The 26655-nt window shown below is 72.7% G+C and carries 24 protein-coding genes and 1 pseudogene; 18 read left to right on the top strand and 7 right to left on the bottom strand.

All coding sequences use genetic code 11. The features are described from left to right. Positions 1-8 precede the first annotated feature (8 nt). On the bottom strand, positions 9-1538 hold the full coding sequence (locus IF12_RS0114480; RefSeq protein WP_030159491.1) for an alpha-N-arabinofuranosidase: 1530 nt from the start codon (positions 1536-1538) through the stop codon (positions 9-11). 249 nt (positions 1539-1787) lie between these two features. Here IF12_RS0114480 and IF12_RS0114475 point away from each other — a divergent pair, with 249 nt between their 5' ends. The 11 genes from IF12_RS0114475 to IF12_RS0114425 all read left to right on the top strand — a co-directional run bounded on the left by IF12_RS0114475 (position 1788) and on the right by IF12_RS0114425 (position 14628). After that, positions 1788-3398 (top strand): ABC transporter substrate-binding protein, encoded by a 1611-nt coding sequence (locus tag IF12_RS0114475; RefSeq protein WP_030159489.1) that lies wholly within the window; start codon positions 1788-1790, stop codon positions 3396-3398. A 2-nt stretch (positions 3399-3400) separates the two neighbouring features. Further along, positions 3401-4357, top strand: coding sequence for an ABC transporter permease (locus IF12_RS0114470; protein ID WP_030159487.1), 957 nt, complete (start codon positions 3401-3403; stop codon positions 4355-4357). Between the two features lie 769 nt (positions 4358-5126). Continuing rightward, positions 5127-6131, top strand: a complete 1005-nt coding sequence (locus IF12_RS25685; RefSeq protein ID WP_197034732.1) for an ABC transporter permease — start codon at positions 5127-5129, stop codon at positions 6129-6131. Next, positions 6128-7771 (top strand): ABC transporter ATP-binding protein, encoded by a 1644-nt coding sequence (locus tag IF12_RS0114460; RefSeq protein ID WP_051704488.1) that lies wholly within the window; start codon positions 6128-6130, stop codon positions 7769-7771. Before IF12_RS25685 ends, IF12_RS0114460 begins: the two co-directional genes overlap by 4 nt. Continuing rightward, entirely contained in the window at positions 7768-8907 is a 1140-nt protein-coding gene (locus IF12_RS0114455) for an LLM class flavin-dependent oxidoreductase (protein WP_030159481.1), read from the top strand. The genes IF12_RS0114460 and IF12_RS0114455 overlap by 4 nt, the downstream gene beginning before the upstream one ends. Further along, the gene (locus IF12_RS0114450) at positions 8904-10049 is read left to right on the top strand and encodes an LLM class flavin-dependent oxidoreductase (protein ID WP_030159478.1); all 1146 of its coding nucleotides are present in this window, start codon (positions 8904-8906) and stop codon (positions 10047-10049) included. Before IF12_RS0114455 ends, IF12_RS0114450 begins: the two co-directional genes overlap by 4 nt. After that, positions 10046-11443 (top strand): NtaA/DmoA family FMN-dependent monooxygenase, encoded by a 1398-nt coding sequence (locus IF12_RS0114445; RefSeq protein ID WP_051704408.1) that lies wholly within the window; start codon positions 10046-10048, stop codon positions 11441-11443. Before IF12_RS0114450 ends, IF12_RS0114445 begins: the two co-directional genes overlap by 4 nt. After that, positions 11440-12228, top strand: a complete 789-nt coding sequence (locus tag IF12_RS0114440) for a DUF1684 domain-containing protein (protein ID WP_030159474.1) — start codon at positions 11440-11442, stop codon at positions 12226-12228. Before IF12_RS0114445 ends, IF12_RS0114440 begins: the two co-directional genes overlap by 4 nt. A 128-nt stretch (positions 12229-12356) precedes the next feature. Further along, on the top strand, positions 12357-13001 hold the full coding sequence (gene pnuC / locus IF12_RS0114435; RefSeq protein ID WP_030159472.1) for a nicotinamide riboside transporter PnuC: 645 nt from the start codon (positions 12357-12359) through the stop codon (positions 12999-13001). Beyond that, the gene (locus IF12_RS0114430; RefSeq protein ID WP_030159470.1) at positions 12998-14065 is read left to right on the top strand and encodes an AAA family ATPase; all 1068 of its coding nucleotides are present in this window, start codon (positions 12998-13000) and stop codon (positions 14063-14065) included. The genes pnuC and IF12_RS0114430 overlap by 4 nt, the downstream gene beginning before the upstream one ends. Positions 14066-14106: 41 nt before the next feature. Continuing rightward, complete coding sequence (locus IF12_RS0114425; RefSeq protein WP_030159468.1) at positions 14107-14628, top strand: GNAT family N-acetyltransferase; 522 nt, start codon at positions 14107-14109, stop codon at positions 14626-14628. Between the two features lie 37 nt (positions 14629-14665). On the opposite strand, the gene IF12_RS0114420 is transcribed toward IF12_RS0114425, so the two are convergent. From IF12_RS0114420 to IF12_RS0114405, 4 genes are all read right to left on the bottom strand, one after another. Beyond that, entirely contained in the window at positions 14666-15493 is an 828-nt protein-coding gene (locus IF12_RS0114420) for an SAM-dependent methyltransferase (RefSeq protein ID WP_030159466.1), read from the bottom strand. Positions 15494-15675: 182 nt separating this feature from the next. After that, positions 15676-17613 carry an ABC transporter ATP-binding protein gene (locus IF12_RS0114415; protein WP_051704407.1) on the bottom strand — a complete coding sequence of 646 codons (1938 nt, stop codon included), beginning with the start codon at positions 17611-17613 and terminating at the stop codon, positions 15676-15678. An 83-nt stretch (positions 17614-17696) separates the two neighbouring features. Continuing rightward, on the bottom strand, positions 17697-18767 hold the full coding sequence (locus IF12_RS0114410) for a hypothetical protein (RefSeq protein ID WP_030159463.1): 1071 nt from the start codon (positions 18765-18767) through the stop codon (positions 17697-17699). Positions 18768-18853: 86 nt separating this feature from the next. Continuing rightward, complete coding sequence (locus tag IF12_RS0114405) at positions 18854-19756, bottom strand: alpha/beta fold hydrolase (RefSeq protein WP_035749157.1); 903 nt, start codon at positions 19754-19756, stop codon at positions 18854-18856. An 86-nt stretch (positions 19757-19842) separates the two neighbouring features. Between IF12_RS0114405 and IF12_RS0114400 the strand changes: the two genes are divergently transcribed. From IF12_RS0114400 to IF12_RS0114375, 6 genes are all read left to right on the top strand, one after another. Further along, positions 19843-20412 carry an ABATE domain-containing protein gene (locus IF12_RS0114400; RefSeq protein WP_030159459.1) on the top strand — a complete coding sequence of 190 codons (570 nt, stop codon included), beginning with the start codon at positions 19843-19845 and terminating at the stop codon, positions 20410-20412. An 87-nt stretch (positions 20413-20499) separates the two neighbouring features. Then, positions 20500-21363, top strand: coding sequence for an aminoglycoside phosphotransferase family protein (locus IF12_RS0114395; RefSeq protein WP_030159457.1), 864 nt, complete (start codon positions 20500-20502; stop codon positions 21361-21363). After that, positions 21360-21974: a LysE/ArgO family amino acid transporter gene (locus IF12_RS0114390; RefSeq protein ID WP_030159455.1), complete on the top strand. Its 615-nt coding sequence runs from the start codon at positions 21360-21362 to the stop codon at positions 21972-21974. Before IF12_RS0114395 ends, IF12_RS0114390 begins: the two co-directional genes overlap by 4 nt. 117 nt (positions 21975-22091) lie before the next feature. After that, positions 22092-23276 carry an LLM class flavin-dependent oxidoreductase gene (locus IF12_RS0114385; RefSeq protein ID WP_030159453.1) on the top strand — a complete coding sequence of 395 codons (1185 nt, stop codon included), beginning with the start codon at positions 22092-22094 and terminating at the stop codon, positions 23274-23276. A 9-nt stretch (positions 23277-23285) separates the two neighbouring features. Then, positions 23286-23765 carry a MarR family winged helix-turn-helix transcriptional regulator gene (locus IF12_RS0114380; RefSeq protein ID WP_030159451.1) on the top strand — a complete coding sequence of 160 codons (480 nt, stop codon included), beginning with the start codon at positions 23286-23288 and terminating at the stop codon, positions 23763-23765. Continuing rightward, positions 23762-24466, top strand: a complete 705-nt coding sequence (locus IF12_RS0114375) for a CE1759 family FMN reductase (protein ID WP_030159450.1) — start codon at positions 23762-23764, stop codon at positions 24464-24466. The genes IF12_RS0114380 and IF12_RS0114375 overlap by 4 nt, the downstream gene beginning before the upstream one ends. A 44-nt stretch (positions 24467-24510) precedes the next feature. Here IF12_RS0114375 and IF12_RS0114370 read toward each other — a convergent pair whose 3' ends face one another. After that, on the bottom strand, positions 24511-25467 hold the full coding sequence (locus tag IF12_RS0114370) for an NAD(P)/FAD-dependent oxidoreductase (RefSeq protein WP_035749233.1): 957 nt from the start codon (positions 25465-25467) through the stop codon (positions 24511-24513). 79 nt (positions 25468-25546) lie between these two features. On the opposite strand from IF12_RS0114370, the pseudogene IF12_RS27260 reads away from it, so the two are divergent. After that, positions 25547-26125: pseudogene (locus IF12_RS27260) on the top strand (helix-turn-helix domain-containing protein); the annotation flags it as partial. A gap of 3 nt (positions 26126-26128) precedes the next feature. Here IF12_RS27260 and IF12_RS27255 read toward each other — a convergent pair. Next, entirely contained in the window at positions 26129-26587 is a 459-nt protein-coding gene (locus IF12_RS27255; RefSeq protein ID WP_030159448.1) for a MarR family transcriptional regulator, read from the bottom strand. Positions 26588-26655 lie beyond the last annotated feature (68 nt).

The following is a 26655-nucleotide window of genomic DNA, read 5'->3' as shown; positions in this document are numbered from 1 at the left end:
GGCCCGGACTATGCCAGCGCGCCGGACACGGTCGCGAACGAGTGCGCCGGCAGGTGCACCCGGAGCTTCCCGCCCTCGACCGACACCCCGTCGTGCGGGCGCGGCGCGACCGCCTCGGGGGACTGGGGCGTGTTGTGCTCCTGGAGCGCCCCGGCGGTCAGCACCTGCGACTCCACCTCGCCGATCGTCCCGCCGCGCAGGTCGATCACCACGTCCCGGGCCTCCTCGGCGTCGAGGTTCGACAGCGACACGAGCAGGCGCCCGTCCTTGCGGCTCGCGGAGATTGAGACCGTCTCCAGCGTCGCCTCGCCCACCTCGCGCGAAGGCAGCGCGCCGAGCGTGTCAACCCGCAGGCTCGCCGCGTCCTGGTGGCCCTTGTTCATCTGGAACACGTGGTACGTCGGCGTCAGCACGAGCGCCTTCGTCTCGGGGTCGGTGAGGATCATCGCCTGGAGGACGTTGACCGTCTGCGCGATGTTGGCCATGACGAGCCGGTCGGCGTGCCTGTGGAAGATGTCGAAGTGCACGCTCGCCACGAGGGCGTCCCGGAGGGTGTTCTGCTGGTACAGGAACCCGGGGTTCGTGCCCGGCTCCACGTTCCACCACGTGCCCCACTCGTCGAGCACGATCCCGATCTCCTTGGTCGGGTCGTACAGGTCCATGACGTTGGCGTGGCCGGTGAGCAGCTCGTCGGTGCGCGCGGCCTTCCACATCGTGGTGTAGTACTCGTCCTCGGTGAACTCGGTCGCCGATCCCTTGTCGGCCCAGGTCCCCGCGATCGTGTAGTAGTGCACCGACACCGCCTGGTACAGCGGGCGCTCGACCCGCTGGCAGCCGAGGTGCGAGAGCTGCTTCATGAGCGTCTCGGTCCACCCGTAGCTGAAGTCCGAGGCCCCGGCGGCGATGCGGTACAGCTTGTTGTCGCCGTAGTCGCGGCAGTAGGTCGCGTACCGGCGCGCCTCGAGCGCGTACTGCTCGGCGCTCATGTTGCCCCCGCAGCCCCAGGTCTCGTTGCCCAGGCCCCAGTACTTGACCTTCCACGGCTCCTCGCGCCCGTTCGCCTTGCGCTCGCGCACCGCCGGGGAGTCTCCTTCTCGCGTGAGGTACTCGACCCACTCGCTCATCTCCTGGACCGTGCCCGAGCCGACGTTGCCGGAGATGTACGGCTCGGTGCCGAGCAGTTCGCACAGGGCCATGAACTCGTGGGTCCCGAAGTGGTTGTTCTCCTCGACCCCGCCCCAGTGGGTGTTGACCATGACCGGCCGCTCCTCCTTGGGGCCGATGCCGTCGCGCCAGTGGTACTCGTCGGCGAAGCAGCCGCCGGGCCAGCGCAGGTTCGGGATGTCGAGCGCCCGCAGCGCCTCGACCACGTCGAGGCGGATGCCGCCCTCGTTCGGGATCTCGGAGTCCTCACCGACGTAGAACCCGCCGTAGACGCACCGGCCCAGGTGCTCGGCGAAGTGCCCGTAGACGTGGCGGCTGATCTGCGGGCCCTCGATGTCGACGTTGATGACGGCGGAGACGGCGGTGTCGCTCATGGGTGCCTTCCAGAAGGTGTTTATCGGTAAAGTCGCTTCACTCTACCGGCTTCCTCGCCCGAGGTGTCAAGGACGCGGCGACCGAAATTTCCCGATCGATAAACCTTGTATTCCCATCGGAGATGTAGGAAAATAAGCAGCGGTGAGCGATCAATCCCCCACGGCCCGTATCGCTCCGCTCGCGGCGACCGCAGCGCGGCGGTCCCGCACGAACGCACCCGCCCCCAACGTGATCGGAACACCCCCAGCATGACCACAGCGCAGCCTCCACGCGTCGCAGCCGGTGCCATCGCCGCCGGCGCCCTCCTGGCCCTCACCGCCTGCGGCGCGGGCGGCGACGCCGCCGACGCCTCCCCGCAGGACGGCGGCACCCTCCGCTATGGACTCTCGGCCGTGCCGATCTGCCCCGACCCCCAGCAGGCCTCCCAGAACCAGGCGGTCTACATCGCCCGCCAGGTCGTCGACTCGCTGACCGACCAGGACCCCGAGACCGGCGAGATCGTCCCCTGGCTCGCCGAGTCCTGGGAGGTGAACCCCGAACTCACCGAGTTCACCTTCCACCTCCGAGACGGCGTCACCTTCTCCGACGGCACGGGCCTGAACGCCGAGTCGGTCCAGAAGAACTTCGACGCCATCGCCGGCGACTTCAGCCCGTTCGCGCCGCTCGGCTCCTCCTTCCTCGCCGGCTACGCCGAGACCCGCGTGGACGAGGACCTCACCGCCACCGTCGTCTTCGAGTCCCCGAACGCCCAGTTCCTCCAGGCCACCTCCACCTTCTCGCTCGGGCTGGTCGCCGACGCCACGCTCCAGGCCGCCCCCGAGGACCGCTGCCGCGGCGAGGTGATCGGCTCGGGCCCGTTCACCTTCGGCGAGTTCGTCGCCGACCAGAGCGTCACCGTCGAGCGCCGCGACGGCTACGCCTGGGGCTCGAGCCTGTTCGAGCGCGACGGCGAGGCCTACCTCGAGGCGATCGAGTTCACCGTGGTCCCCGAGTCCGGGGTCCGCTCCGGCAGCCTCGCCTCCGACCAGCTCGACGCGATCAGCGACGTCCTGCCGCAGGACGAGCCCGCGATCGAGGCGGCCGACGGCACGATCCTCACCGTCGCCAACCCCGGCGTCGCCTTCGGCTTCCAGCCCAACGTGGAGGACCCGATCCTCTCCGACCCGGCCGTGCGCGCCGCGCTCATCCCGGCGATCGACCGCCAGGAGATCGTCGACGTCGTCCTCGGCGACCGCTTCCACGCCGCCACCAGCCCGCTCGCGCACCTCACCCCGGGCTGGACCGACCTGTCCGACCGGCTCGGCCACGACCCGCAGGCCGCCGCCGACCAGCTCGAAGCCGCCGGCTGGACCGAAGGCGCGGACGGCATCCGCGAGAAGGACGGCCGGCCGCTGCGCGTCAAGGTCATCTTCGGCGAGGCCTTCAGCGCCAGCCAGACCGTGCTCGAACTCGTGCAGCAGCAGCTCAAGGCCGTCGGCGTTGACCTCGACGTGCAGCAGCTCCCGGCCGCGGACATGACCGCGGCCACCGAGGCGGGGGACTACGCGCTCTACTTCTCCAACCTGAGCCGCACCGACCCCGACATCCTGCGCCGCACCTTCTCCACCGACTTCGCGAACGTGAACCGGCGCGGCGCCGACGCCGAACTCGACGGCCTCCTCGAAGCCCAGCTGTCCGAACCGGACACCGAGGCGCGCTACGCGATCGTCGCCGAGGTCCAGGAGGTCCTGCTCGACCGGGCCTACCACGTGCCGCTGTTCGAACTGTCGCAGGCGATCGGGACCGGCGCGAACGTGCACGGCCTCGCCTTCGACGCCTCGGCACGGCTCCAGTTCCACGACGTCTGGCTGGCCGGGTAGCCATGGCGCGGTATCTGATCGGGCGCGCCGCCGCGGCGGCGCTGGTCCTCTGGGCGGCGTTCACGGTCGCGTTCGTGCTGCTGCGGTTCCTGCCCGGTGACGCGATCGGCGCGCGGATCAGCCCCGAGGAGCAGGGCTCGATCAGCTCCGATCAGCTCGCCGCGCTGCGCGAGCGGTACGGACTCGGCGAATCGATGATCGTCCAGTACGGACAGTCACTGCTGGACGCGCTGCGCGGCGACTTCGGCTTCTCGCTCGCCACGGGAGCGCCGGTGGGCGAGGCCATCGCGGAGGCGCTGCCGCACACGCTGGCGCTCGCGGGAGCGGCACTGCTCATCGCGGTCGTGCTCGGCGCCGGCACCGCGCTCGGGGCGGTCTACACCGAGCGGCCCTGGCTGCGGCAGTTCCTGCTCGGCCTGCCGCCGGTGGGGGTCTCGGTACCGACCTTCTGGGTCGGCCTGCTGCTCATCCAGACCGTCTCGTTCCAGTGGGGCCTGCTCCCGGCCATGGGCAACAAGGGCTTCGAGAGCCTGATCCTCCCGGCGGCGACGCTGGCGCTGCCCACGGCGGCGGTGATCGCGCAGGTGCTGGCCAAGAGTCTCACCGAGACCTGGGAGAAGGCCTATGTGGACACCGCGCGGGCCAAGGGCGCCTCGCGCGGGCGGATCCTGCTGCGCCACGCGCTGCGCAACGCCGCGATGCCGACCTTGACGCTCGCGGGCGTGACGGCCGGAAACCTGCTGGCCGGGTCGGTGGTGGTCGAGACCGTGTTCTCGCGCATCGGCATCGGCCGGATGACGCAGCTCGCGGTGGCCTCGCGGGACCTGCCGGTGCTGCAAGGACTGGTGCTGCTGGCCGCGGCGGTGTTCGTGACCGTGAGCCTCGCGGTGGACCTCGCCCACCCGCTCATCGACCCGCGCACGGCGAGAGCCGGTGCGCAGGAAGGGCGGACTGCATGAACGGCGAAGCCGCGAACGCGACACCGCACCACGGCGGCACGGCAGCAGGCCGTGCCGAGGGCGACCCGTGGCGACGGCTTCCGCGACCTGCGCACGGCCAGAGCCGGTGCACAGGAAGGGCGGACCGCATGAATGGCGAAGCCGCGAACGCGACACCGCACCACGGCGGCACGGCAGTACGCCGTGCCGAGTGCGACCGATGGCGACGGCTTCCGCGACCTGCACACGGCCAGAGCTGGAGCGCGGGAAGGGCGGACCGCACGAACGGCACGAACTACGCGGCCGCGACCGTGCCGAGGCCGCAGTGGACCGGTACGGCGAAGCGCCGAAGCTGCGACCGACCGCGCCTTGCGGCGCGTGCGCCGGAGCCGGTCGGGCCGGCGGAGGGAGCCGCAGCGACGCTGGTGCGGATCGGCGCGGCGAAGTCCCGCGCCGACGACCGACAGTGGATTGCAGCGCCCGCCTGGGAAACAGCGGGGTCGGCGAACGCCGCAGCGGCACCGGAGCCGGACGGTATGCCGGCCGTCGGCGAGCGCGGCAGACGGCACCGCCCTCGCGCGGCGCTCGGGGCCGCTCGCGACGCGCCCGCACCGGTCGCGTCCGGCACCCGCCGCGGACGCGACCGAACCCACGGTCGTCGTTCTGCGCCCCCGGGTCTCGCCCGTCACTCGGCGCCGCTCGTCCGGATCGCGGCGGCTCGTGCCGCCGCACTCGCAAGCGGTGCGCCCCGCAGCCACCGCCGCCATCGCTTGGACCTGGGGGACTTGACATGACCGAAGTGGACACCCGCTCGGCCGGCGCCGCATCCGCCGCCGACGCGGGAGAGGGACCCGCCCTGGCCGAGGAGCCGCGGCCGGGGCGGGATCACTCGCGACCCACCGGTCCGGCCCCGGCCCGCTTCACCGAAGGCCTGCACCGCATCACCGCCCGCGCGCGCCTGCGCCTCCTCGCCCCGCGCCCGGCCCGCCGCCTTCTGCGCCGGCCCGGCCTCCTCCTCGCCCTCGCCGTCATCGCCCTCGTCCTCGCATGGGGGCTCGTCCCGCAGTGGTTCACCGGCCACGACCCCCTCACCGGCGTCACCGCCGAACACCTCCAAGGGCCCAGTGCCGCGCACTGGTTCGGCACCGACCACCTCGGCCGCGACCTCTTCGCCCGCGTCGTTCACGGCACCGCCCTCTCCCTCAAGGCCGCCCTCCTCGCCGTCGGCATCGCCTTCGTCGCCGGATCGCTCGCCGGCGTCTGCGCCGGATTCGCCGGCGGCCTCGCCGACGACCTCGTCATGCGCGCCGCCGACGTCCTCCTCGCCATCCCCGGCCTCCTCCTGTCCCTCTCCGTCGTCGCCGTCCTCGGCTTCGGCACCCTGCCCGTCGCGATCGCCGTGGGCACCGCCGCCATCGCCGTCTTCGCGAAGGTCGCCCGCGCCGAAGTCCTCCGCGTCCGCCACGCCGACTTCGTCGAAGCCGCCCGCGCCTCCGGCGTCCGCTGGCCCGCCGTCCTCGCCCGCCACGTGCTCCCGAACGCCGCCGGCCCCGTCCTCGCCCTCGCCGCCCTCGAATTCGGCTCCGCGATCCTCGCCGTCTCCGCCCTGAGCTTCCTCGGCTTCGGCGCCGAACCGCCCACCCCCGAATGGGGCTCCCTCGTCGCCGAAGGCCGCGACTACCTCGCCACCTCCTGGTGGCTCACCACCCTCCCCGGCCTCGTCATCGTCGCCGTCGTCCTCTCCGCCAACCGGATCGCCCGCGCCATCGACACCGAGAGGCGGCCCTCGTGGTGACCCCGCTCCTGCGCGTCCGCGACCTCCACGTCACCTACCGCACCCGCGAACGGCACGTCCGCGCCGTGCGCGGCGTCGACCTCGAACTCGCCCCCGGCGAAGTCCTCGCCCTCGTCGGCGCCTCCGGCTCCGGCAAATCCACCCTCGCCCACTCGATCGTCGGCCTCCTGCCGCGCGGCGGCGCCGCCGAAGGCTCGATCCGCTTCGGCGGCGACGAACTCACCGGCCTGTCCGAACGCCACCTGCGCTCGATCCGCGGCGCCCGCATCGGCTTCGTCCCCCAAGACCCCGGCGTCTCCCTCAACCCCGTCAAACGCATCGGCGAGCAGGTCGCCGAAGCCCTCACCGTCCACCGCAGAGCCGACCGCCGCACCGCCGCCGCCCGCGCCGTCGCCCTCCTCGACACCGCCGGCATCCCCAACCCCGACCTGCGCGCCCGCCAATACCCCCACCAGCTCTCCGGCGGGATGCGCCAACGGGTTCTCATCGCCGTCGCCCTCGCGTGCGAACCGGCCCTCGTCATCGCCGACGAACCCACCAGCGCCCTCGACGTCACCGTCCAGAAGCGACTCCTCGACCACTTCGCCGCCCTCACCGCCCGAACCGGCACCGCCGTCCTCCTCGTCACCCACGACCTCGGCGTGGCCGCCGACCGCGCCGACCGCATCGCCGTCATGGACGGCGGCCGCATCGTCGAGACCGGCCCCGCCGCCCGCCTCATCGCCGAACCCGGACACGCCTACACCCGCACGCTCCTCGACGCCGCCCCCGGCCTCACCGACGCGCCCGCCAGACCCGAAGCGCCCCAAAGCGACCCGATCCTCACCGTCACCGGCCTCGCCAAGCGCTTCACGCTCCCCGGTCGCCGGCGCATCCAAGCCGTCGACGGCATCGACCTCGCCGTCCCGCGCGGCGCGACCCTCGCCGTCGTCGGCGAATCCGGCTCCGGAAAGTCCACCACCGCCCGCATCGTCGCCCGCCTCACCGAACCCGACGCGGGCACCGTCCACTTCGACGGCGAGGACGTCACCGCCGCGCGCGGCGCGGCCCTGCGCCGCCTGCGCTCGCGCGTCCAGCTCGTCTACCAGAACCCGTACGCCTCGCTCGACCCGCGCTGGCGCGTCGGCGACATCGTCGCCGAACCCCTGCGCGCCTTCGGCCTCGGCGACCGCGGCGAACGCGCGGCCCGGGCCGCCGAACTGCTCGAACAGGTCGGCCTCGCCCCCGAGCTGCTGCGCCGCCGCCCCGTGGAGCTCTCCGGCGGCCAGCGCCAACGAGTGGCCATCGCCCGGGCGCTCGCGCCCGGACCGGACCTGCTGGTCCTCGACGAGCCGGTCTCGGCGCTCGACACGGCCGTGCAGGCCCGCATCCTGCGGCTGCTCGACGACCTCCAACGGCGCCTCGGGCTCTCGTACCTGTTCGTCTCGCACGACCTCGCGGTGGTCCGGCAGGTCGCCGACACGGTCGCGGTCATGCGCGAGGGCCGCGTGGTCGAGCACGGCCCGGCCTCGCGGGTCCTCACCGACCCCGCCGATCCGTACACGCGCGAGCTGCTCGCCGCCGTGCCCGGCACGACCGTGCGGGCGGGGGACCACCCGCTCGAACCAGCCGCTGCAACCCCCAGAAGGGATCTTGCATGACCACACCGCTGTCCGTCTTCGACCTCTCGCCGATCACCTCCGGATCGGATGCGTCCCAAGCGCTCCGCAACAGCCTCGACCTCGCCCGCGAAACCGAGGCCCTGGGCTTTGGCCGGTTCTGGGTCGCCGAGCACCACCTCGTGCCCGGGGTCGCCTCCAGCGCCCCCGCGGCGCTCGTGGCCCTGATCGCCGCGGCCACGAGCACCATCCGGGTCGGCTCGGCCGCGGTCCTGCTCGGGAACCACTCGCCGCTGTCGGCCGCCGACCACTTCGCGACGATCGCCCGGCTCCATCCCGGCCGCATCGACCTCGGCCTGGGCCGCACCGCGACCCGCCTGAAGAGCGGCGAGGTCCCCACCCGGCCGAAGTCGCCGTTCACCGAGACGCGCGTCGTGGACGGCCTGGTGGTCCCGCCGCCTCCGCCGCAGATCGCCGACCCCGAGCGCTTCACCCGCCTCGGGGCGCTCCTGCACACGCGCCCGTCCGAGCCCGGCCAGTACCTCGCCGAGCTCCAGACCATCCTCGACTTCCTCGGCGAGGGCCACCAGGAGCCCGGAGCGACCGAACCGGTCCACTCGGCGGTGGCGGCCGGCGCCGACCTCGACGTGTGGGTCCTCGGTTCCAGCCCCGGCGAGAGCGCCAGGGCCGCAGGCGAACTCGGGCTCCCGTTCGGCGCGAACTACCATGTCGCGCCCTCGGCGATCGTGGAGACCGTCGCGGCCTACCGGGAGGCGTTCCGCCCGTCGAAGCACCTCGCCGAGCCGTACCTGGTCGTCTCCGCCGACGTGGTGGTCGCGCCCACCGATGCCGAGGCCCGCCGGCTCGCGGCCGGCTACGGGCCCTGGGTCCACAGCATCCGCGCCGGTCGCGGCGCGATCGAGTACCCGACTCCCGAAGCGGCCGAGGCCTTCGCGTGGACCGAGGCCGACCGCGCCCACGTCGCCGACCGGATCGCGACGCAGATCGTCGGCGACCCGGACACCGTCGCCGAGCGCCTGCGGATCCTCCAGACCGCCACCGGCGCCGACGAACTGCTCATCACCACCGTCACCCACGACCACGCCGACCGCGTCCGCTCCTACCGCCTCCTCGCCGAGCGGTGGGGCCTCGCGCCGGCACCGGAAGGAACCCGATGACCGACAGGGACCTGCATCTGGGCGTGGCGCTCGCCCCGGCCGGGCACCACCCGGCCGCGTGGCGGCTCACCGAGGACCGCACCCGCCTCTGGAACCCCGGCACCTATGCGGCGCAGGCGAAGACCGCCGCGGCGGCCCGGCTCGACTTCATCGCCGTGGACGACTCCTTCGCGCCGCCCTCCGGGCTGGTCCGCGAGACCCAGGGCACGCTCGACGCCGTCGCGATCAGCGCCCGGGTCGCCCCCGTCGCGGCCGGGATCGGGCTGCTGCCCACGGTCACGACGACGCACACCGAGCCGTTCCACACCTCGAAGGCGATCGCGACGCTCGACTACGTGAGCTCCGGCCGCGCCGGGTGGGAGGCGAAGGTCTCCGACACCGCCGCCGAAGCCGACCACTTCGGACGCAAGGCCGTGGCTGAACCCGAAGAGCTGTACGCCGAAGCCGAGGACGCGGTCGAGGTGGTCGCGCGGCTGTGGGACAGCTGGGAGGACGACGCGGTGATCCGCGACCTGCCGACGGGCCGGTACATCGACCGCGGCCGCCTGCACTACATCGATTTCGAGGGCCCGCATTTCTCGGTGAAGGGGCCGTCGATCACGCCGCGCCCGCCGCAGGGGCAGCCGCTCGTCGCCGTCCGCGCCGACGCGGACGCCGCACTCGGCCTCGCCGCCCGCCGCGCCGACATCGTGCGCATCGCCCCCGGGAACCCCGACGCCGCGCACACCAGGCGCGCCGCCGTCCGCCGGGCCGTCGCCGACGCGGGCCGCGACCCCGACCGGGTCGCCGTGCTCGCCGACCTCGTCGTGCACCTGGCCGACACCGATGCCGAGGCCCGCAAGGGACTCGAAGGCCTCGACCGCGCCGCGGGCCGCCCCTGGCGGCCGAACGCGGCCCTCTTCGCCGGGACGCCCGAGGCCCTCGCGGACCTCATCGGCCGCTGGCACCGCGACGGCGCCGCGGACGGCTTCACGATCCTCCCGGCGGCCCTGCCCTCCGACCTGGACGCCTTCGCGAACCGGACCGTGCCGATCCTCCGCGAGAGCGCCGGATTCCGGCGCGAGTACCCCGGCGCCACCCTCCGCGACACCTTCGGCCTGGACAGGCCCGCCAACCGCTACGCAGGGACGGTGACCCGATGACCGAGTCGTTCCAGAATGCACAGTCCTCCGACCGAACCCGGCCCCGCAAGCAGATCCACCTCGGCGCGCACTTCCCGGGCGTGAACAACACGACCGTGTGGAGCGACCCGGACTCGGGCAGCCAGATCGAGTTCAGCTCGTTCGTGCACCTGGCGCAGACGGCCGAGCGCGGCCTGTTCGACTTCTTCTTCCTCGCCGAGGGCCTGCGGCTGCGCGAGCACCGCGGCCGCATCCACGACCTCGACGTGGTCGGGCGGCCCGACACGTTCACCGTGCTCAACGCCCTCGCCGCCGTCACCGACCGCCTCGGCCTCGCCGGGACGGTGAACACCACCTTCAACGAGCCGTACGAACTCGCCCGCCAGTTCGCCTCGCTCGACCACCTCTCGGGCGGCCGGGCCGCCTGGAACGCCGTCACCTCGCCCGACGCGTTCACCGGCGAGAACTTCCGGCGCGGCGGCTACCTCGAACGCGAACGGCGCTACGAGCGCGCCGCCGAGATCATCGCCGTCGCCCGCCTGCTGTGGGACGCCTGGGCACCCGACGCGGTCGAGGCCGACCCGGCCACCGGCCGGTTTCTGCGCGAGGGCGCCGTCGAGGCCTTCGCCTACCTCGGCGCCCAGTTCGACGTCAGCGGCACCTTCAACGTCCCCCGCTCCCCGCAGGGCCACCCGGTGATCTTCCAGGCCGGCGACTCCGACCAGGGCCGCGAGTTCGGGGCCTCCCACGCCGACGTGATCTTCTCCCGCCACACCGAGCACGCCGACGCGAAGGCCTTCTACGCCGACGTCAAGGACCGCCTCGGCCGCCACGGCCGCGAGGAGCGCGACCTGCTCATCATGCCCGGGGTCTCGTTCGTCCTGGGCGACACCGAGGCCGAGGCCCGCGAGAACGCCGAGGAGGTCCGCCGCAAGCAGGTCGGCCCGCAGACGGCCATCGCGTTCCTCGAACAGGTCTGGGGCCAGGACCTGTCCCATCTGGACCCCGACGGGCCCGTCCCCGAGTTCGACCCCGAGACCGCCGACGTCCACATCACCCGCGGGCGCGTCCGCCACCAGCAGGACCAGTCCTCGATCGCGCAGCGCTGGAAGGCCATCGCCGACGCCAAGGAGCTGTCGATCCGCGAACTCGTCATCGAGACGACCGCCCGCCTCCAACTCGTCGGGACCCCCGCCTCCGTCGCGGCGCAGATCGACGACTACGTGCAGGGCGACGCGGTCGACGGGTTCATCCTGGTACCGCACCTCACTCCCGGCGGACTCGACCGGTTCGTCGACGAGGTGGTCCCGATCCTGCAAGAACGCGGTTCATTCCGCACCGAGTACACCGGCACCACCCTGCGCGACCACCTCGGACTCGCGCCGGCCCCCACGAAACGAGGAACACCGCAATGAGCAAAGTAGACACCGACGTCTTCGCGATCGCCTGGCAGGACTGGCACGACCAGCGCGAGGCCGACCTGCGCCTGCCGCACGGCTGGCTCAGCCTCACCGCCTTCCACTGGCTCGACGCCGACCCCGCCGAACTCGAGGGCCTGCCCGGCCGGTGGCGCTCCGCCGGAGGCGCCGCGACCGTGACCGCCACCGAGGAGGAGGGCCTCACCGTCGACGGAGAACTCATCGACGGCACGGTCGTCTTCGACCCCGTCGAGGCCGGGCCGCCGCACTGGGTCGGCTTCGGCGACAAGCAGATCGAGATCGTCCTGCGCGGCGGCCGGCACGCGGTGCGCGTGCGCGACCCCGAGGCTCCGACCCGCACCGCCTTTACCGGCGTCCCCGCGTTCGCCCCCGACCCCGGCTGGATCGTCACCGCCCGGTTCACGCCTTTCGCAGGCCCCGAGCCGGTCACCGTGGGCGCGGCCCGCGCCGATCTGGAGCACACCCTGCACGCCGTCGGGACCGTCCGCTTCGACCTCGGCGGCGAACCGCAGGAACTGCTCGCCACGGACGCGGACGGCGGCCTCGGGCTGCTGTTCCGCGACCTCACCAACGGCATCTCGACCGCCGCGTGGCGCCAGCTCACCACCGCCCCGCCGCGCCCGGACGGGACGGTCGACCTCGACTTCAACCGGGCCCTGAACCTGCCGTGCACCTTCACCGAGTTCGGCACCTGTCCGGTCCCGCCCGGCCCGAACACGATCAACGCCGCCGTCACCGCCGGGGAGCGAGCGCCCCGGTGACCGCTTCGAACCATGCCGATCGGGTCGATTGACGCGGCCCCGCGCCAGGTCTACGCTGATCCCGGGCCGCTCGCTCCCACCGCGATGCGGCCCTCACCGCGTCCGGGGTCCCTGAGAGGATCGCTCGCATGAACGCCCTGCTCGACTTCCCCAATCCGGTCGTCCTCACCGCCTTCGGCGTCCCGACGACCCTCATCGAGGTGCTCGGTTTCCTCTCCGGCGCCTTCTGCGTGTGGCTGGTCGCCCGCCAGCACATCGCCAACTGGCCCATCGGCATCGTGAACTGCCTCATGTTCATCCTGCTGTTCTCCCAGGCGGGCCTGTACGCCGACGCGAGCCTCCAGCTCGTGTTCATCACCCTCGGCGTGTACGGCTGGTGGAACTGGGTCAAGGGCGGCGGTCCCGCCGTCGACACCCTCCCGGTGAGCCGCACCCGCAGGAACGAATGGGTCGGCCTCATCGGCGCCGGACTCCTCGGCCTCGCCGCCATCACGGCCTTCCTCACCGTCGCGACCGACTCCGACGTGCCCTTCTGGGACGCCCTGACCACCGTGCTCTCCTTGATGGCCACGTACGGCCAGTGCCGCAAGCGCCTCGAGTCCTGGTACCTGTGGATCGCCGCCGACATCGTCTTCGTGCCCCTCTACGCCTACAAGGGCCTGTACCTCACCGCGATCCTCTACGTCGGGTTCATGGCGCTGTGCGTTGTGGGCCTGCGGAGCTGGCGCAAGGACCTGCTCGCCGAGAAGGCGCCCGCCGAGGTCGCCGCGTGACGCTTCCCGACCACGGCCTGGTCCTCGGCAAGTTCTACCCGCCGCACGCCGGCCACCACCACCTGATCCGCACCGCCGAGGCCCGGTGCCGCCGCCTCACCGTCCTCGTCTGCGCCGCGACCGTGGAGTCGATCCCGCTGGAGCGGCGCGTGGCCTGGCTCCGCGAGGCCCACCCCGGCGTCCGCGTGATCGGCACCGTCGACGACGTCCACATGGACCTGGGCGACGAGGCGATCTGGGACGCCCACACCGCGATCTTCAAAGCGGCCGTTCCCGAACCGGTCGACGCGGTCTTCACCGCCGAGCCCTACGGCGACGAACTCGCCCGGCGCTTCGAGGCGGTGCATCTCGGCCTCGACCGCGGTGCGATCCCCGTCTCGGGCACCGCCGTCCGCGCCGACCCGGTCGGCAACTGGGACCTCCTCGAAGCGCCCGTGCGCGCCGGCCTCGCCCGCCGCGTGGTCGCCGTCGGCGCCGAGTCCACCGGCACGACCACGATCGCCGAGGCCCTCGCCGCGCACTACCGCGAACGCGGCGGCGTCTGGGCCGCGACCCGCTGCGTCGAGGAGTACGGCCGGGCCTTCAGCGAAGAGAAACTCCTCGCCGCCCAAGCGAAGGACCCGGCGGCGACCTGGGGCGACGTGCGCTTCTCGACCGAGGAGTTCCCGCACATCGCCAAGCGCCAGAACGAACTCGAGGAGGCCGCCGCGCGCGCCGGCGGCCCGGTCCTGTTTTGCGACACCGACGCCTTCGCTACCGCGATCTGGCACGAGCGCTACCTCGGCGGCCGCAACCCGGACCTCGACCCGATCGCCGACGCACTCCACCACGACCTGTACCTGTTGACCGGCCACGAAGGGGTCCCCTTCGAGGACGACGGCCTGCGGGACGAGGCGCACCTGCGCCCCTGGATGACCGCCCGCTTCGAGGAGGAACTGGCCCGGACCGGCCGCCGGTATCTCAGACTCGAAGGCCCGCAACAGGAACGGCTCCACAACGCGATCGCGGCCGTCGACGCCCTCGTCTCCTGGGACTTCGCCGACCCGCTGCCCGAGCGCCGCTGAACCGGCTTGCGCGCGCCCTGCGCCTCCGGCACACTGACCACATGCGCATCAGGGCGGTGGCCGCCGCGGACCTCCCGCTGCTCCAGGACATCGAGCGGGCCGCGGGGGAGTGCTTCCGGGACATCGGGATGCCTGAGATCGCCGAGGACGAGCCGCTCAGCGTCGAAGTGCTCGACGGCTACCGGCGCTCGGGCCTGGCCTGGGCCGCCGTGGACGGCGACCGCCCCGTCGCCTATCTCATCGCCGAACCGGTCGACCGCGCCCTGCACGTCGAGCAGGTCTCGGTGCACCCGGACCGGGCCCGCCGCCGCATCGGCCGGTCCCTGCTCGACCATGCCGCCTCCCGGGCCGCCGCGGACGGCCTGCGGTCGCTCACGCTGACCACGTTCGCCGAGGTCCCGTGGAACGCGCCCTATTACGAGCGCTGCGGTTTCGAGCCGCTCCCGGACCACGAGCTGACGCCCGGGCTCCGGGCGATCCGCGACCACGAGCGCGCGAGCGGCCTCGACCGCTGGCCGCGCGTCTGCATGGCCCGCAGGCTCCCCGAACCCCACCGCGACTGAGGCCCCGGACGGGCCGAAGGCCCGTCCGGGGCTCGTTTCACGCCTTCCTTGCGATGCCCGCCATCTGGGTCCGCTCGTAGGGTTCGAGGTCGGCGACCTCGGGGACCGCCCGATCGGGCTCCTCGGGGAACCACCTCGGCACGTACTCCAGCCCCGGCGCGACCATCTCCATGCCGAGGAAATGGCGCTCCAGCGCCGGGATCGGCCGCATCCAGCCGTTGCCGAGCGTCTCGATGCACGCCTGCGACAGCGCCGCCTGCTCGGGCTCGCCCGTGTCGGGCCACGAGGTGATGAGCAGGTGGCTTCCCGACGGCAGCGCCCCCATGAGGGTCGCGATGATGTCGTCGGGCCGCTGGGCGTCGCTGATCTGCATGATCATCCCGACGATGAGCAGCGCCACCGGCCGCTCCAATTCCAATGCGGACCGCAGGTCCGGGTGGGCCAGGATCACCTCGGGTTCGAGCAGGTCCGCGCCGATGACGGTCGCGTTCCGGTTGCGCGCCAGGAGCGCCCGGGCGTGCGAGACGACCATCGGGTCGTGGTCCACATAGACCACCTTCGCGCCGGGGTCGATCTCCTGCGCGACCTGGTGCGTGTTCTGCGCGGTCGGCAGCCCGCAGCCGATGTCGACGATCTGGTCGATCCCGGCGCTCCGCACGAGGTACTCGACGCCGCGGATGAGCGCGCTGCGGTTGAGCCTGGCGCATTCGCGCGCCTGCGGGATGTGGCTCGCGAAGACCTCCGCGGCCTCCCGGTCGGCGGCGAAGTTGGTGGTGCCGCCCAGCAGCGCGTCGTACACGCGGGCGGTCGTCGGCACGGTCGGGTCGAGATCGGACGGCAGATCGACGGGAACGTCTTCGGTCATGGTCGGCCTTCCTTACGAGGGATGCGAATGAGGGAGGCACGCGAGCGCCTCCGCCGCGAGGCCGATCCAGCCTACCGGCCTCGGGCCCGCGATGGGGACACGAAGGAGTGAAGTCCCTGCGTGCCAAAGTGATCGAAGCGCACTGGCGTGTCAGTCGAGCAGCGTCGGCGCCGTCCCGCCGGTCATTCGGCCACATAGGACCGCGACTGGAGTTCGAACAGCTCCGCGTAAGCGCCTCCGGCCGCGAGCAGTTCCGCGTGGGTCCCCAGCTCCGTCAGCCTTCCCTCCTCCAGGACCGCAATCACGTCGGCGTGGACCACGCCCTGCAACCGGTGCGAGATGATCACCGTGGTCGCCCGGCCCGCCCGGTCCCTGAGCGTGTCGAACAGGGCCGCCTCCGCCTTCGCGTCCAAAGCCGCCGAGGGCTCGTCGCAGACGAGCAGGCCGCCCTCGTCCCGGTAGAGCCCGCGCGCCGAGGCCAGCCGCTGCCACTGGCCGCCGCTCAGATCGGTGCCCTCCTTGAACATCCGGTCGAGCAACTGCTCGTAGCCGTGGTCGAAGCCGAGGATCATCTCGTGCGCCCCGCCGTCCTTCGCCGCCGCCTCGACCCGGTCCCGGTCGGCCGGCACGGCGGACCGCCCGAGCCTGATCGCCATCTCCGCCGTGAACGGCCAGCGCATCACCTGCTGGGACACCATCGAGACGTGGGTCCGCCAGTGGACCGGATCGATCTCGCCGATGTCGACGCCGTCCCACAGGATGCGGCCCTCGGTCGGTCGGTACAGCCCCGCGAGCAGGTGCGCGAGCGTCGACTTCCCCGAGCCGTTCTCGCCCACGAGCGCGATGGTCTCGCCGCGCCGGATCGTCAGGTCCACGCCGGTGAGCGCGTCGGTCTCCTTGCCCGGGTAGCGGAACGAGACGCCCCGCACCTCGATCACCTCGGGCGCCCCCGGACGCGCCCCCTTCCGCGGCTCGCTCGCGATCCGCTCGCGCGCCATCGCCAGGAACTCGGCGTGGTCGGACACGTAGAGGCCGTCGTCGTAGGTCTGGTTCACCGCCACGAGGAGGTTCGCCATCGCGCGGCCGCCCTGCTGGAGGGCCACCACCGCGGCCGCGGCGATGCCGAGCGGGACGACCCCTTCGATGAGCATCCACAGCAGCACCGCGTACACGGCGGCCACCGCCGCGCCCGAGGCGCTCTGCCCGACCAGGCGCGTCAGCGTCTGGCGCCGGATCACCGCGAAGTCGGCCCCGGTCTCGGCCTCCACCATCGCCGCGTGCTGGCCCCGCAGCCACCGGCCCGCCTCGTGCAGGCGCAGGTCCGCGGCCGAGTTCCGGTCGGCCATGTGCATCTCCAGCAACCACAGGCGCCGGCGCCGCGAGACGCGCGAGCGCACCGAGACGTACCGCAGCCGCGCCGACCGCACCGCCGCCCAACCGGTCGGCAGCGCCGCCGCGAACAGCAGCGGCAGTAGCACCGGGTGGATCACCAGGAGCGCGGCGCCGACCGCGAGCACCGTGACCAGGCCGGTCACGAGGTCCACGACGTCGGTCACGAGCCGCACGACCGAGTCCATCCCGCGGGACCGGGACGCCTCGATGCGGTCGGCGAACGCGTCGTCGTCGTACGCCGACCGCGGCACCTCGGTCGTGAGCTTGAAGAACTCGGACTCGGTCCGGTTGAGCACCAGCGGCTCCAGGCGCTGCTGCGCCCACCCGGCCACCAGCCCGAGCCCGGCCCTGACGGCGGTGGCGACGGTCAGCAGGACCAGGGCCGGAGCGGCTCGGCGCACCTGGTCCCACGAGGCCTCGCCGGAGAACAGCGTCAAGGTCACGTCGGTGACCGCCAGGAGCGCCGTCGTGGTCGCGACCCCCGCGACGACGTTGAGCGCCAACGCGGTCACCGTCAACCCCGGGGCCGCCGCCCACGCCGACCGGAACGCCAGCGCCATCAGTCCCGGCAGCCGCCGGGCCATGCGCCAGAACGAGGCGCTCGCCGCCTGCTCGGCGTGGGAGTACCAGGCCAGGTCCTCCAGTTCGGGCAGCGCCTCCCGCTCCCGCCGCCTCGCGCCCCGCTGCCTGGGCACGACGGCCCGCAACCGCTGGAAGTACCGCCGCATCCGCTCCGCCCTCCGGTCGTGCCCGCGGCATCATCGCAGGCGTGACCGACATCGCGCCACCGTCAGACGCGTCGGTCGGGCCCTCACTCCTGGAGGTAGTCCTGGGCCTGGTCGAGGTGTCCCTGCATCTGCTCCTGCCAGGCGACCATCTCGGTCTCGATCGGCAGGTACGCGTCGACGAGCATCGCCGCCCAGGCCTGCTCGATCACCGTCCGCAGGCCGCTCTCCCCGCCGCATTCGGCGAAGTCCACCGCGACGGCCCGTTCGAGTTCGAGCACGCCGAGGAAGTCCGAGGGGATCTCGCTCGGCGGCTCGGGGACCCCGTCCTCGCCGGTGCCGAACTCCTGGAAGTAGCCGGGGGCGTACATCTGCCCGAAGTACTCCCACAGCGGCGGGTAGAGCTCGTCGCCGAGCTCCCAGCCGGCGTAGCCCTTGTCGATGAGGCAGGACTCGAAGTCGACGTCGCGGCCGTCGAGGTGCTCGGCGATCCCGGCGGTGCCCTCGAACTCCTCCAGCTCGAACGCGGGGCTCGGCGGGTGCGTGAGCGTGTAGTCCCCTTCCTCGTCCTCGACGGTGTAGGGCTCGCCGTAGATCGTCTCGATCATCTCCAGCCGGCATCCGCCGAGCGCCTCCCCGTCGCCCTGCGGGCCCTTCCCCGAGTCCTCGACGGCGGGCGATCCGGTGTACGCCTCGATCCAGGCCGCCCGGTACGCCTCGCCCTGCGCCTCCCATTCACCGGTGTCGGGCTGGGCGTAGTCCTCCTGCGGGAGGTTGAACGCGGTGCGCGCCTCGGGGGTCAGCAACTGCTCGGCGAGGTCCTCGTTCCCCGGGGCGCGGACGAACTCGATCCAGACCCCGAAGCCCCACTGCTCGGCGGCGGCCCGCGTCGGGACCGCTCGGACGGGCGCGTCGGTGAGGTACCCCGCCGCGCCGTACGCGGCGAACCTGGTGGTGGCGAAGACCGCCGGGTCGTGCACCTGGAAGCCCTCGTCCTCCATGCAGCGCTTGGCGACCCGGTTCTCGATCTGCGACAGCTCGTCGGTGACGGCGCGGCTGTCGTTGACGATCTGGTACAGCCGCTCCGCCTCGGCCACGGCCTCGGGGCCGGGCTCGGTGGCGCTTCCCGGCTCGTCGCCGCCGGTGCAGGCGGCCATGAGGACGCCGCAGGCGGCGACCGCCGCGGCTCGGTACGTTCTTCGACTGCAAAGCACTTGAGAAGTCCCTTCGACTCGTTGCCGATTCATACGCGCGGCGCCCGGGAACGGTTGCCCGCTTCAGTGCCGAGGCGGCGCAGGAAGTCCGCGACGAGCGGGGCGATCTGCGGCAGGTGCGTCTCCAGCGCGAAGTGCCCGGTGTCGAACAGGTGGAGTTCGGCCCCGGGCAGGTCCCCGAGGTAGGCGCGCGCTCCCGGCTCGGGGAAGAACGGGTCGCCGCGGCCCCAGACGACGAGCGCCGGCGGCGCGTACTCGCGCAGCCACGCCTGCCAGTCGCCGTAACGCTCCACATTCGACTTGTAGTCGAACGCGAGCGCGACCTGCGCCTCCTTGCGCCCCGGCAGGTCGAGGTAGTGCTGGTCGAGGGTCCAGCTCTCCGGCGCGATCAGGTCCGGTTCCGCCACGCCCGTCTCGTACTGGAACCGGGTGCCCTCGATCGTGAGCAGCGCGCGGACGGCCTCCTCGTCCCCGGGCCGGTCGGCGCTCAGCGCGATGAAGTCGCGGGCCGCCGCCGACAGGCCCTCGGCGTAGGCGTTCCCGTTCTGCACCACCAGGCCCGCGATCCGCTCGGGCCGCCGCTCGGCCACCCGGAACCCGACCGGGGCGCCGAAGTCGAAGACGTACATCGCGAAGCGTCCCAGCCCGATGCGATCGACGAAGCCTTCGACGATGTCGGCGAGCCGGTCGAAGGTGTACGCGAAGCCCTCGGGAGCCCGGGTGCGGCCGAAGCCGGGGTAGTCGGGGGCGATGAGCCGGAACTCGGCGCCAAGCGCGTCGAACAGGCGCCGGAACTGGTGCGAGGCCGACGGGAACCCGTGCAGCAGCAGCAATACGGGCGCGTCGGCGCGGTCGGGTTCGGACTCGCGGTAGGCGACCTCGACGCCTTGGACGTCGATGCTCCGATGCCGGACGCGGGCAGGACGGTTCATGCGATCACATGCTTTCTCTCGTCAAAGTTCCATTAGTTCTAGCACGGATCGCTAATGCCTTAGGCGCGAGAGGTACCATTACTGTTATGACCGCGCCGACACCGCTGGTAGGCGAGCCGCTCGCCATCGACCTGGTGAACACCCTGACCGCCGGAGGCGACCTGCTCGACACCCCCGACCGGCTCGGGGCCTGGCTCGCGCTCGAAACCGACCTCCGCCCCGCTCTCGGCCGCTTCGACGCCGACGCCGCCCTCCTCGCGGCGGCGCTGGCGATCCGCGGCCACACCGCGGCCGCCGTCGCCGCCCTGCTCGAAGGTGAGCCACCGCCCCAGTCGGCCCTGCGGTCCCTCGCCGCGGCCCTCGACGCCGCGCCCGGACGCACCTGCCTCTCCTGGGACGGCCATACCGTCACCGAAACGGTCGAACCGGCGGGCCCGGCACCCGAGCGCCTCGCGGCGACACTGGCCCGCGCCGCGATCGACCTCCTCACCGACCCGGCCGTCGCGAAACTCCGCCAGTGCGGCGCCGAGGACTGTGTACTCGTCTTCCTCCCCGCGCACCCGCGGCGGCAGTGGTGCTCGGCGGAAGGCTGCGGCAACCGCGTCCGCGTGGCTCGCTACTACGAGCGCCGCCGGGCCGCGCGGGACGCCGACTGACTCCTGCTCCGCGGGCCCGGTGTGGATACGCTTGCCCCGACCGCCGGCCGGGCCACCGGCCGTTCCCACGGCGAGAAGGTGCTTTCCTTGGGCGACACAGTGATCGATGAAGCGTTCGTGCGTGCACTCGTGAGCGAGGGACACCCGGATCTGGCCGGACTTGCACTGCGCGAGGTCGACGGCGGCTGGGACAACCGCATGTGGCGACTCGGCGACGACCTCGCCGTCCGCCTGCCGCGCACCCCGCGCGCCCCGGCGCTCCTGGAGAAGGAGCACCGGTGGCTGCCCGCGCTGGCGCCGCTGCTGCCGCTCCCGGTCCCGGTGCCCCTCCGCCTCGGCGAGCCCACCTCACGCTTCCCCGAGACCTGGACCGTGACCACCTGGGTCCCCGGCGAACCGGCCGACCGCGCCGCGGTCGCCCGCCCCGAGTCCGCCGACGCCCTCGCGGACTTCCTCCTCGCCCTCCACCGCGAAGCGCCTGCAGACGCCCCCGCCAACCCCGACCGCGGCGTCCCGCTGCGGCGCTTCGCCGCCGGCCTCGAAGATCGCCTCGACTCGACCGACGCCGCCCTGCGCGCGATCTGGGACGACGCGCTCGCCGCCCCCGACTGGGACCGGCAGCCGGTGTGGCTCCACGGCGACCTCCACCCCGCGAACATCGTCGTCACCGACGGCGCCCTCGCGGGCGTGATCGACTTCGGCGAGCTGTGCGCCGGCGACCCCGCCACCGACCTCTCGGCCGCCTGGCTGCTGCTGCCCGACGGCGGCGCCGCCCGGTGCCTCGCGCGGTACGACGCAGATGAGGACATCGTGCGCCGCGCCCGCGGGTGGGCGCTGCTGCGCGCCCTCGGGCTCGTCGACATCGGCCGCGCCGGCGACCGGGGCGAGCCCGGCGGCAAACCGACCTGGAGGCCCGCCGGCGAGGCCGCGCTCGCTCGGCTCGCGTCATGACCGCCGCCTTCCTCACCGGCCTGGCGATCGGGCTCGCGCTCATCGTCCCGATCGGGGCGCAGAACGTGTTCGTCTTCGGTCAGGGCGTCAGCCTCGGGATGCCGCGGGCGCTGTGGGCGGTCGTCGGCGCGGCGCTGTGCGACTCGCTGCTCATCGTCCTCGGCGCGACCGGCGCTTCGGCGCTGCTCGACTCAGTGCCGGGCCTGCGCCCGGCCATGCTCGTGGCCGGGTCCCTGTTCCTGACCTATCTCGGCGTCAAGTCGCTGCGGGCCAAGCCCGCCGACCTCGACGAGGAGGCCGTCCTGTGGTCGCCCGCGCAGGTCCTGCGCCGCACCGCCGCGGTGTCGCTGCTCAACCCGCACGCCATCCTCGACACCGTCGGCGTCCTCGGCGCGGCGATCGCGGCGCAGGCGGCCACGTCCCGGACGGCCTTCGCCGCGGGCGCGGTCTCGGCCTCGTGGCTGTGGTTCCTGCTGCTCGCGGGCGCGGCGGCCGGGATGCGCCGCTTTCTGACGAAGGAGCGCCGCGTCTGGTTCGACCGCGCCTCCGGCGTGATCCTGCTGGTCTTCGCCGCCTGGCTCGCCGTCGAATTCGTCCACACCCTCGTGTGACCGCGGTGGGCCGCCTCACGGCGGCCCGCCGGGAACAAACCCCGGCCCCCGCTCGTTGAGGTAGATGCAAACGCATGAACTTTAGGCCGCATGGGCGGCGAGAGCAGGGGAAATACAATGCAGTTCGGTGTCTTCTCAGTCAGCGACATCACGCGCGACCCGGTCTCGGGGCAGACCCCGAGCGAGGCCGAGCGGATCGACGCGATCGTCAAGATCGCGGTCAAGGCCGAAGAGGTCGGCCTCGACGTCTTCGGGATCGGCGAGCACCACAACCCGCCGTTCTTCTCCTCGTCCCCGACGACCCTCCTTTCCCACATCGCCGCCCTCACCGAGCGCCTCATCGTCACGACGGCCACGACGCTCATCACCACCAACGACCCGGTGCGCCTCGCCGAGGAGTACGCGATGCTCCAGCACCTGTCCAAGGGCCGCATGGACCTCATGCTCGGACGCGGCAACACTGCGCCGGTCTACCCGTGGTTCGGCCAGGACATCCGCAAGGGCCTGCCGCTCGCGCTCGAGCACTACAACCTGCTGCACCGGCTGTGGCGCGAGGACGTCGTGGACTGGGAGGGCGAGTTCCGCACCCCGCTCCAGGGCTTCACCTCGACGCCGCGCCCGCTCGACGACGTGCCGCCGTTCGTGTGGCACGGCTCGATCCGCACGCCCGAGATCGCCGAGCAGGCCGCCTTCTACGGCAACGGCTTCTTCGCCAACCACATCTTCTGGCCCTCCGCGCACTCCAAGCGCCTCATCGACTTCTACCGCCGCCGCTTCGAGCACTACGGGCACGGCACGCAGAAGCAGGCCGTGGTCGGCCTCGGCGGCCAGGTCTACCTCGCCAAGCGCTCGCAGGACGCCGTCAAGGAGTTCCGGCCCTACTTCGACGAGGCCCCCGTCTACGGGCACGGCCCGTCCCTGGAGGACTTCGCGCAGGGGACGCCGCTGTCGGTCGGCAGCCCGCAGGAGGTCATCGACAAGACCCTGACCTTCCAGGAGACCTTCGGCGACTACCAGCGCCAGATGTTCCTCCTCGACCACGCCGGGATGCCGCTGAACATGGTCCTCGACCAGCTCGAGCTGCTCGGCGGCGAGGTCGTCCCGGTGCTGCGCAGGGAACTGGCCTCCCGGCGCGACCCCGAGTCCGCCGAGGCCCCGACCCACGCGGCCCGCGTCAAGGCCAAGTACGGCGACGAGCCGGCCCGCCAGCCGCGCCCGAACGCCAACCGCGGCGACAACGTCACCGGCGCCTCGCCCTACCAGGACAGCGACGCCCAGGCCGAGTACCCGAGCCTCGGCTAGGAGAACACCATGACCCGCAGCAGAAGCCACCTGGCGAACGACGCATGGGAGTCGCTGCTGACCGCCCACGCGGCACTCATGAAGCGCTTCGCCGCCGAACCGATCTGGGACGAGGTGTCCATGCGCGAGTACGACGTGCTCTACACCCTGTCCAAGCACGACGGACCGATGCGGCTCTACGAGCTCGGCCGCGGCGTCCTGCTCAGCCAGCCCGCCCTGTCGCGCCTCGTGGAGCGGCTGGCCGAGCGCGGCCTCGTCGAACGCGCCGCCGACCCCGCCGACGGCCGCGGCCTCCGCCTGGCGCTCACCGCGACCGGACGCGAGGCGCAGCGGCGCGTCGGCGGCCGGCACGCGGTCGACGTCGCCCGCGCCGTGCACGCCGCCCTCACCGACGAGGAGATGCGCCAGCTCGAAACCATCGGCCGCAAGCTCGCCGCCCAAGGCGAGACGGCCTCGACCCACCGCGATCGACAGGAGGCCGCGCTGTGAACGCCCCGCAGACCCCGAGCACCGAACCGTTCCGCCTCGTCGTCGTCAGCGGCGGCACCAGCGACCCGTCCTCGACGAGGATGCTCGCCGACCGCATCGCCGACCGCGTCCGCCGCCTCGCCGAAGACCGCGGCGAAGCGGTCCGGAGCGAGGTGATCGACCTGCGTGAACTCGCGGGCGAGATCACCACCGCGATCGTCTCGCAGCTCATGGGCCCCAAGATGACCCGCGCGATCGAGGCGCTCGGCGCGGCCGACGCGATCGTCGCCAGCGCCCCGGTGTACAAGGCCGCCCCCAGCGGCCTGTTCAGCTCCTTCTTCCACGTGCTCGACAACGACCTGCTCATCGCCAAGCCGGTCGTGCTGGCCGCGACGGCCGGGACGGCCCGCCACGCGCTGGTGATCGACGACCAGATGCGCTCGCTGTTCGCCTACCTGCGCACCATGACGGTGCCGACCTCGGTGTTCGCCGCGACCGAGGACTGGAACGCGAAGGAGCTGGGGGAGCGGATCGACCGCGCCGCGATCGAACTGCTGCTGCTCATGGAGTCCGGCTTCGCCGGGAAGGTCCGCAGCGAGTCGTGGAAGAGCTACCAGCACGAGTACGGCAGCGCCGGAGGCACCGAACTCGACATCGACCTGAGCTCGGACCTCATGCGCCTCGCGACCGGAGGCACCACGGCCAAGCCCCGCAAGGCCTGACGACGACGGCCGCGGTCCCGAAAGGACCGCGGCCGCCTTGAAGCCTAAGCCGCCCGGTAGGCGGCCACTGCTTCGGCGGTCTCCTCGTTCACCAGGTCCGCGTTGATGTGGGCTCCGGCCATCGCTCCGGCCGCGGCCGCCGCTCCCACCTGGCCCATCAGGTCGGTCACGTTCCCGGCCACCCACACGCCCTCGACCTCGGTGCGGCCGGTGGCGTCCGCCTGCACGTGCTCGCCGACGCCCGCCGGGTGCTCGACCACCGCCAGGCCCAGGTCCGCCAGGAACCCGCCCCGCGCCTCCACCCGCGTCCCGACCGCGAGCACCTCGCGCTCGACCAGTTCGCCGCTCGCGAGCCGCACCCCGGAGATCCGGTCGGCCTCGGTCTCGATCCGGCTGATCGGCCCGTCCACGATCCGGATGCCGCGCGCCCGCATCTTCTCTGAGTCCTCCTCCGACAACGGGGGCTGATCATGGGTGAAGAACACGAGGTCGGCGGTCCACTGCCGGAACAGCAGCGCGCCGTGCACCGACATCGGGCCGGTCGCCACGATCCCGATCGGCCGGTCCCGCACCTCCCAGCCGTGGCAGTACGGGCAGTGCACGAGGTCCCTGCCCCAGCGCTCCCGCAGCCCCGGGATCTCCGGCATCCGGTCCACCACGCCGGTGGTGACCAGCACCCGGCGCGCCCGCACCTCCCGGCCGTCCTCCAGCGAGACGGTGAACCCGCCCTCGGCCGCCTTCGCCCCCGCCACGGTCCCGGCCACCACGTGCCCGCCGTACTGGCGCACCTCCGCCCGGCCGCGTTCGAGCAGTTCCGCCGGGGGCGTTCCCTCGCGCCCGAGCAGGCCGTGCACGGCCGCGGCCGGGGCGTTGCGCGGCTCGCCCGCGTCGATCACGGCCACCGACCGGCGCGCCCTCGCGAGCATGAGCGCCCCGTTCAGACCCGCGGCGCCGCCGCCGATCACCACTGCGTCGTACCGGTCGTTCAATTCATCGGTCATCGCGACCACCTCCGCGACGACCATAGGACGATCCCCTCGAAACTGGCAAACAAACTTGCCGTTGTGGCAAACTCGACGCATGGACGACGACCTGGATCTGGCACTCGACGCGGTCGGCCCGCGGCTACGGGCACTGCGACGCCAACGCGAGGCGACCCTCGCGGACCTCTCGGACCAGACCGGGATCTCGGTGAGCACCCTCTCCCGACTCGAGTCCGGCTCGCGCAAGCCCACCCTCGAACTGCTGCTGCCCCTGGCCAAAGCCCACGGCGTGACCCTCGACGAACTCGTGGACGCGCCACAGACCGGCGACCCGCGCATCCACCTCAAGGCCGTCGAGCGCCACGGCATGATCCACCTGCCGCTCACCCGCAGGCCCGGCGGCATCCAGGCCTACAAGCTCATCATCCCCGGCGGCGGGCCCAGCGAACCCGAGCCGCAGGTCCATGAGGGCTACGAGTGGATGTACGTGCTCAACGGGCGGCTGCGGGTCGTCCTCGGCGAGCACGACTTCATCATGAAGCCCGGCGAAGCCGCCGAGTTCGACACCCGCACACCGCACTGGTTCGGCAGCGCCGACGAGCGGCCGGTGGAGTTCCTCAGCCTCTTCGGCTCCCAAGGCGAACGCGCGCACCTGCGCGCCAAGCCGAAGTCCAAGCCCTTACCGCTCGCCGCGGGGCCACGCCTCCACGAACCGCTCCAGCAGCGAGGCGAAGACCTCGGCCTCCTCGGGCGAGAACCCCTCCAGCGCCTCGGCCACCGCTCGGCGGCGGCCCTCGCGGGCCGACCGCACGAGCTCGCGCCCCGACTCGGTCAACCGCACCAGGCTGTACCGCGAATCGCCCGCGTCCGTCTCGCGCTCGATCAGGCCCTCACCGGCCAACTCGGTCGTCAGCCGGCTCGCCCGCGGACGGTCGACCCCGATCGCCTCGGCGACCGCCGAGATGGTCCGGCCCTCGGCGTCGAGCGCGTCCAGGTAGCGGAACCTGGCCGCGTTCGCCGCCGTCGCCCTGCCCGATCCCTCGGCGCGCGCGTGCAGCCGCCGCGCCTGCTGGTCGCGCCTGATGCGCACCAAGGCGCGCTCGACGGCCTCCACGGCCCGGCGGTCCCGACTCGACATGCGCTCCACCCTACAGCAGTTGTCACTTGACAACCAATGCTCCGCGCGGGTACAACAGTTGTATTAAT

It is taken from the genome of Glycomyces sp. NRRL B-16210, assembly GCF_000719515.1.
Classification (GTDB): domain Bacteria; phylum Actinomycetota; class Actinomycetes; order Mycobacteriales; family Micromonosporaceae; genus Glycomyces.
This window is presented reverse-complemented; position numbering and strand designations above follow the sequence as displayed.

What these genes read in the sequence shown, in the direction of transcription:
- IF12_RS27255 (WP_030159448.1), bottom strand. Translation starts at nt 26,587, where the DNA reads ATGTCGAGTCGGGACCGCCGGGCCGTGGAGGCCGTCGAGCGCGCCTTG.
- IF12_RS0114385 (WP_030159453.1), top strand. Translation starts at nt 22,092, where the DNA reads ATGCAGTTCGGTGTCTTCTCAGTCAGCGACATCACGCGCGACCCGGTC.
- IF12_RS0114455 (WP_030159481.1), top strand. Translation starts at nt 7,768, where the DNA reads ATGACCACACCGCTGTCCGTCTTCGACCTCTCGCCGATCACCTCCGGA.
- IF12_RS0114420 (WP_030159466.1), bottom strand. Translation starts at nt 15,493, where the DNA reads ATGACCGAAGACGTTCCCGTCGATCTGCCGTCCGATCTCGACCCGACC.
- IF12_RS0114475 (WP_030159489.1), top strand. Translation starts at nt 1,788, where the DNA reads ATGACCACAGCGCAGCCTCCACGCGTCGCAGCCGGTGCCATCGCCGCC.
- pnuC (WP_030159472.1), top strand. Translation starts at nt 12,357, where the DNA reads ATGAACGCCCTGCTCGACTTCCCCAATCCGGTCGTCCTCACCGCCTTC.
- IF12_RS0114390 (WP_030159455.1), top strand. Translation starts at nt 21,360, where the DNA reads ATGACCGCCGCCTTCCTCACCGGCCTGGCGATCGGGCTCGCGCTCATC.
- IF12_RS0114480 (WP_030159491.1), bottom strand. Translation starts at nt 1,538, where the DNA reads ATGAGCGACACCGCCGTCTCCGCCGTCATCAACGTCGACATCGAGGGC.
- IF12_RS0114380 (WP_030159451.1), top strand. Translation starts at nt 23,286, where the DNA reads ATGACCCGCAGCAGAAGCCACCTGGCGAACGACGCATGGGAGTCGCTG.
- IF12_RS0114370 (WP_035749233.1), bottom strand. Translation starts at nt 25,467, where the DNA reads ATGACCGATGAATTGAACGACCGGTACGACGCAGTGGTGATCGGCGGC.
- IF12_RS0114415 (WP_051704407.1), bottom strand. Translation starts at nt 17,613, where the DNA reads ATGCGGCGGTACTTCCAGCGGTTGCGGGCCGTCGTGCCCAGGCAGCGG.
- IF12_RS0114425 (WP_030159468.1), top strand. Translation starts at nt 14,107, where the DNA reads ATGCGCATCAGGGCGGTGGCCGCCGCGGACCTCCCGCTGCTCCAGGAC.
- IF12_RS0114405 (WP_035749157.1), bottom strand. Translation starts at nt 19,756, where the DNA reads ATGAACCGTCCTGCCCGCGTCCGGCATCGGAGCATCGACGTCCAAGGC.
- IF12_RS0114440 (WP_030159474.1), top strand. Translation starts at nt 11,440, where the DNA reads ATGAGCAAAGTAGACACCGACGTCTTCGCGATCGCCTGGCAGGACTGG.
- IF12_RS0114470 (WP_030159487.1), top strand. Translation starts at nt 3,401, where the DNA reads ATGGCGCGGTATCTGATCGGGCGCGCCGCCGCGGCGGCGCTGGTCCTC.
- IF12_RS25685 (WP_197034732.1), top strand. Translation starts at nt 5,127, where the DNA reads ATGACCGAAGTGGACACCCGCTCGGCCGGCGCCGCATCCGCCGCCGAC.
- IF12_RS0114400 (WP_030159459.1), top strand. Translation starts at nt 19,843, where the DNA reads ATGACCGCGCCGACACCGCTGGTAGGCGAGCCGCTCGCCATCGACCTG.
- IF12_RS0114445 (WP_051704408.1), top strand. Translation starts at nt 10,046, where the DNA reads ATGACCGAGTCGTTCCAGAATGCACAGTCCTCCGACCGAACCCGGCCC.
- IF12_RS0114410 (WP_030159463.1), bottom strand. Translation starts at nt 18,767, where the DNA reads ATGGCCGCCTGCACCGGCGGCGACGAGCCGGGAAGCGCCACCGAGCCC.
- IF12_RS0114450 (WP_030159478.1), top strand. Translation starts at nt 8,904, where the DNA reads ATGACCGACAGGGACCTGCATCTGGGCGTGGCGCTCGCCCCGGCCGGG.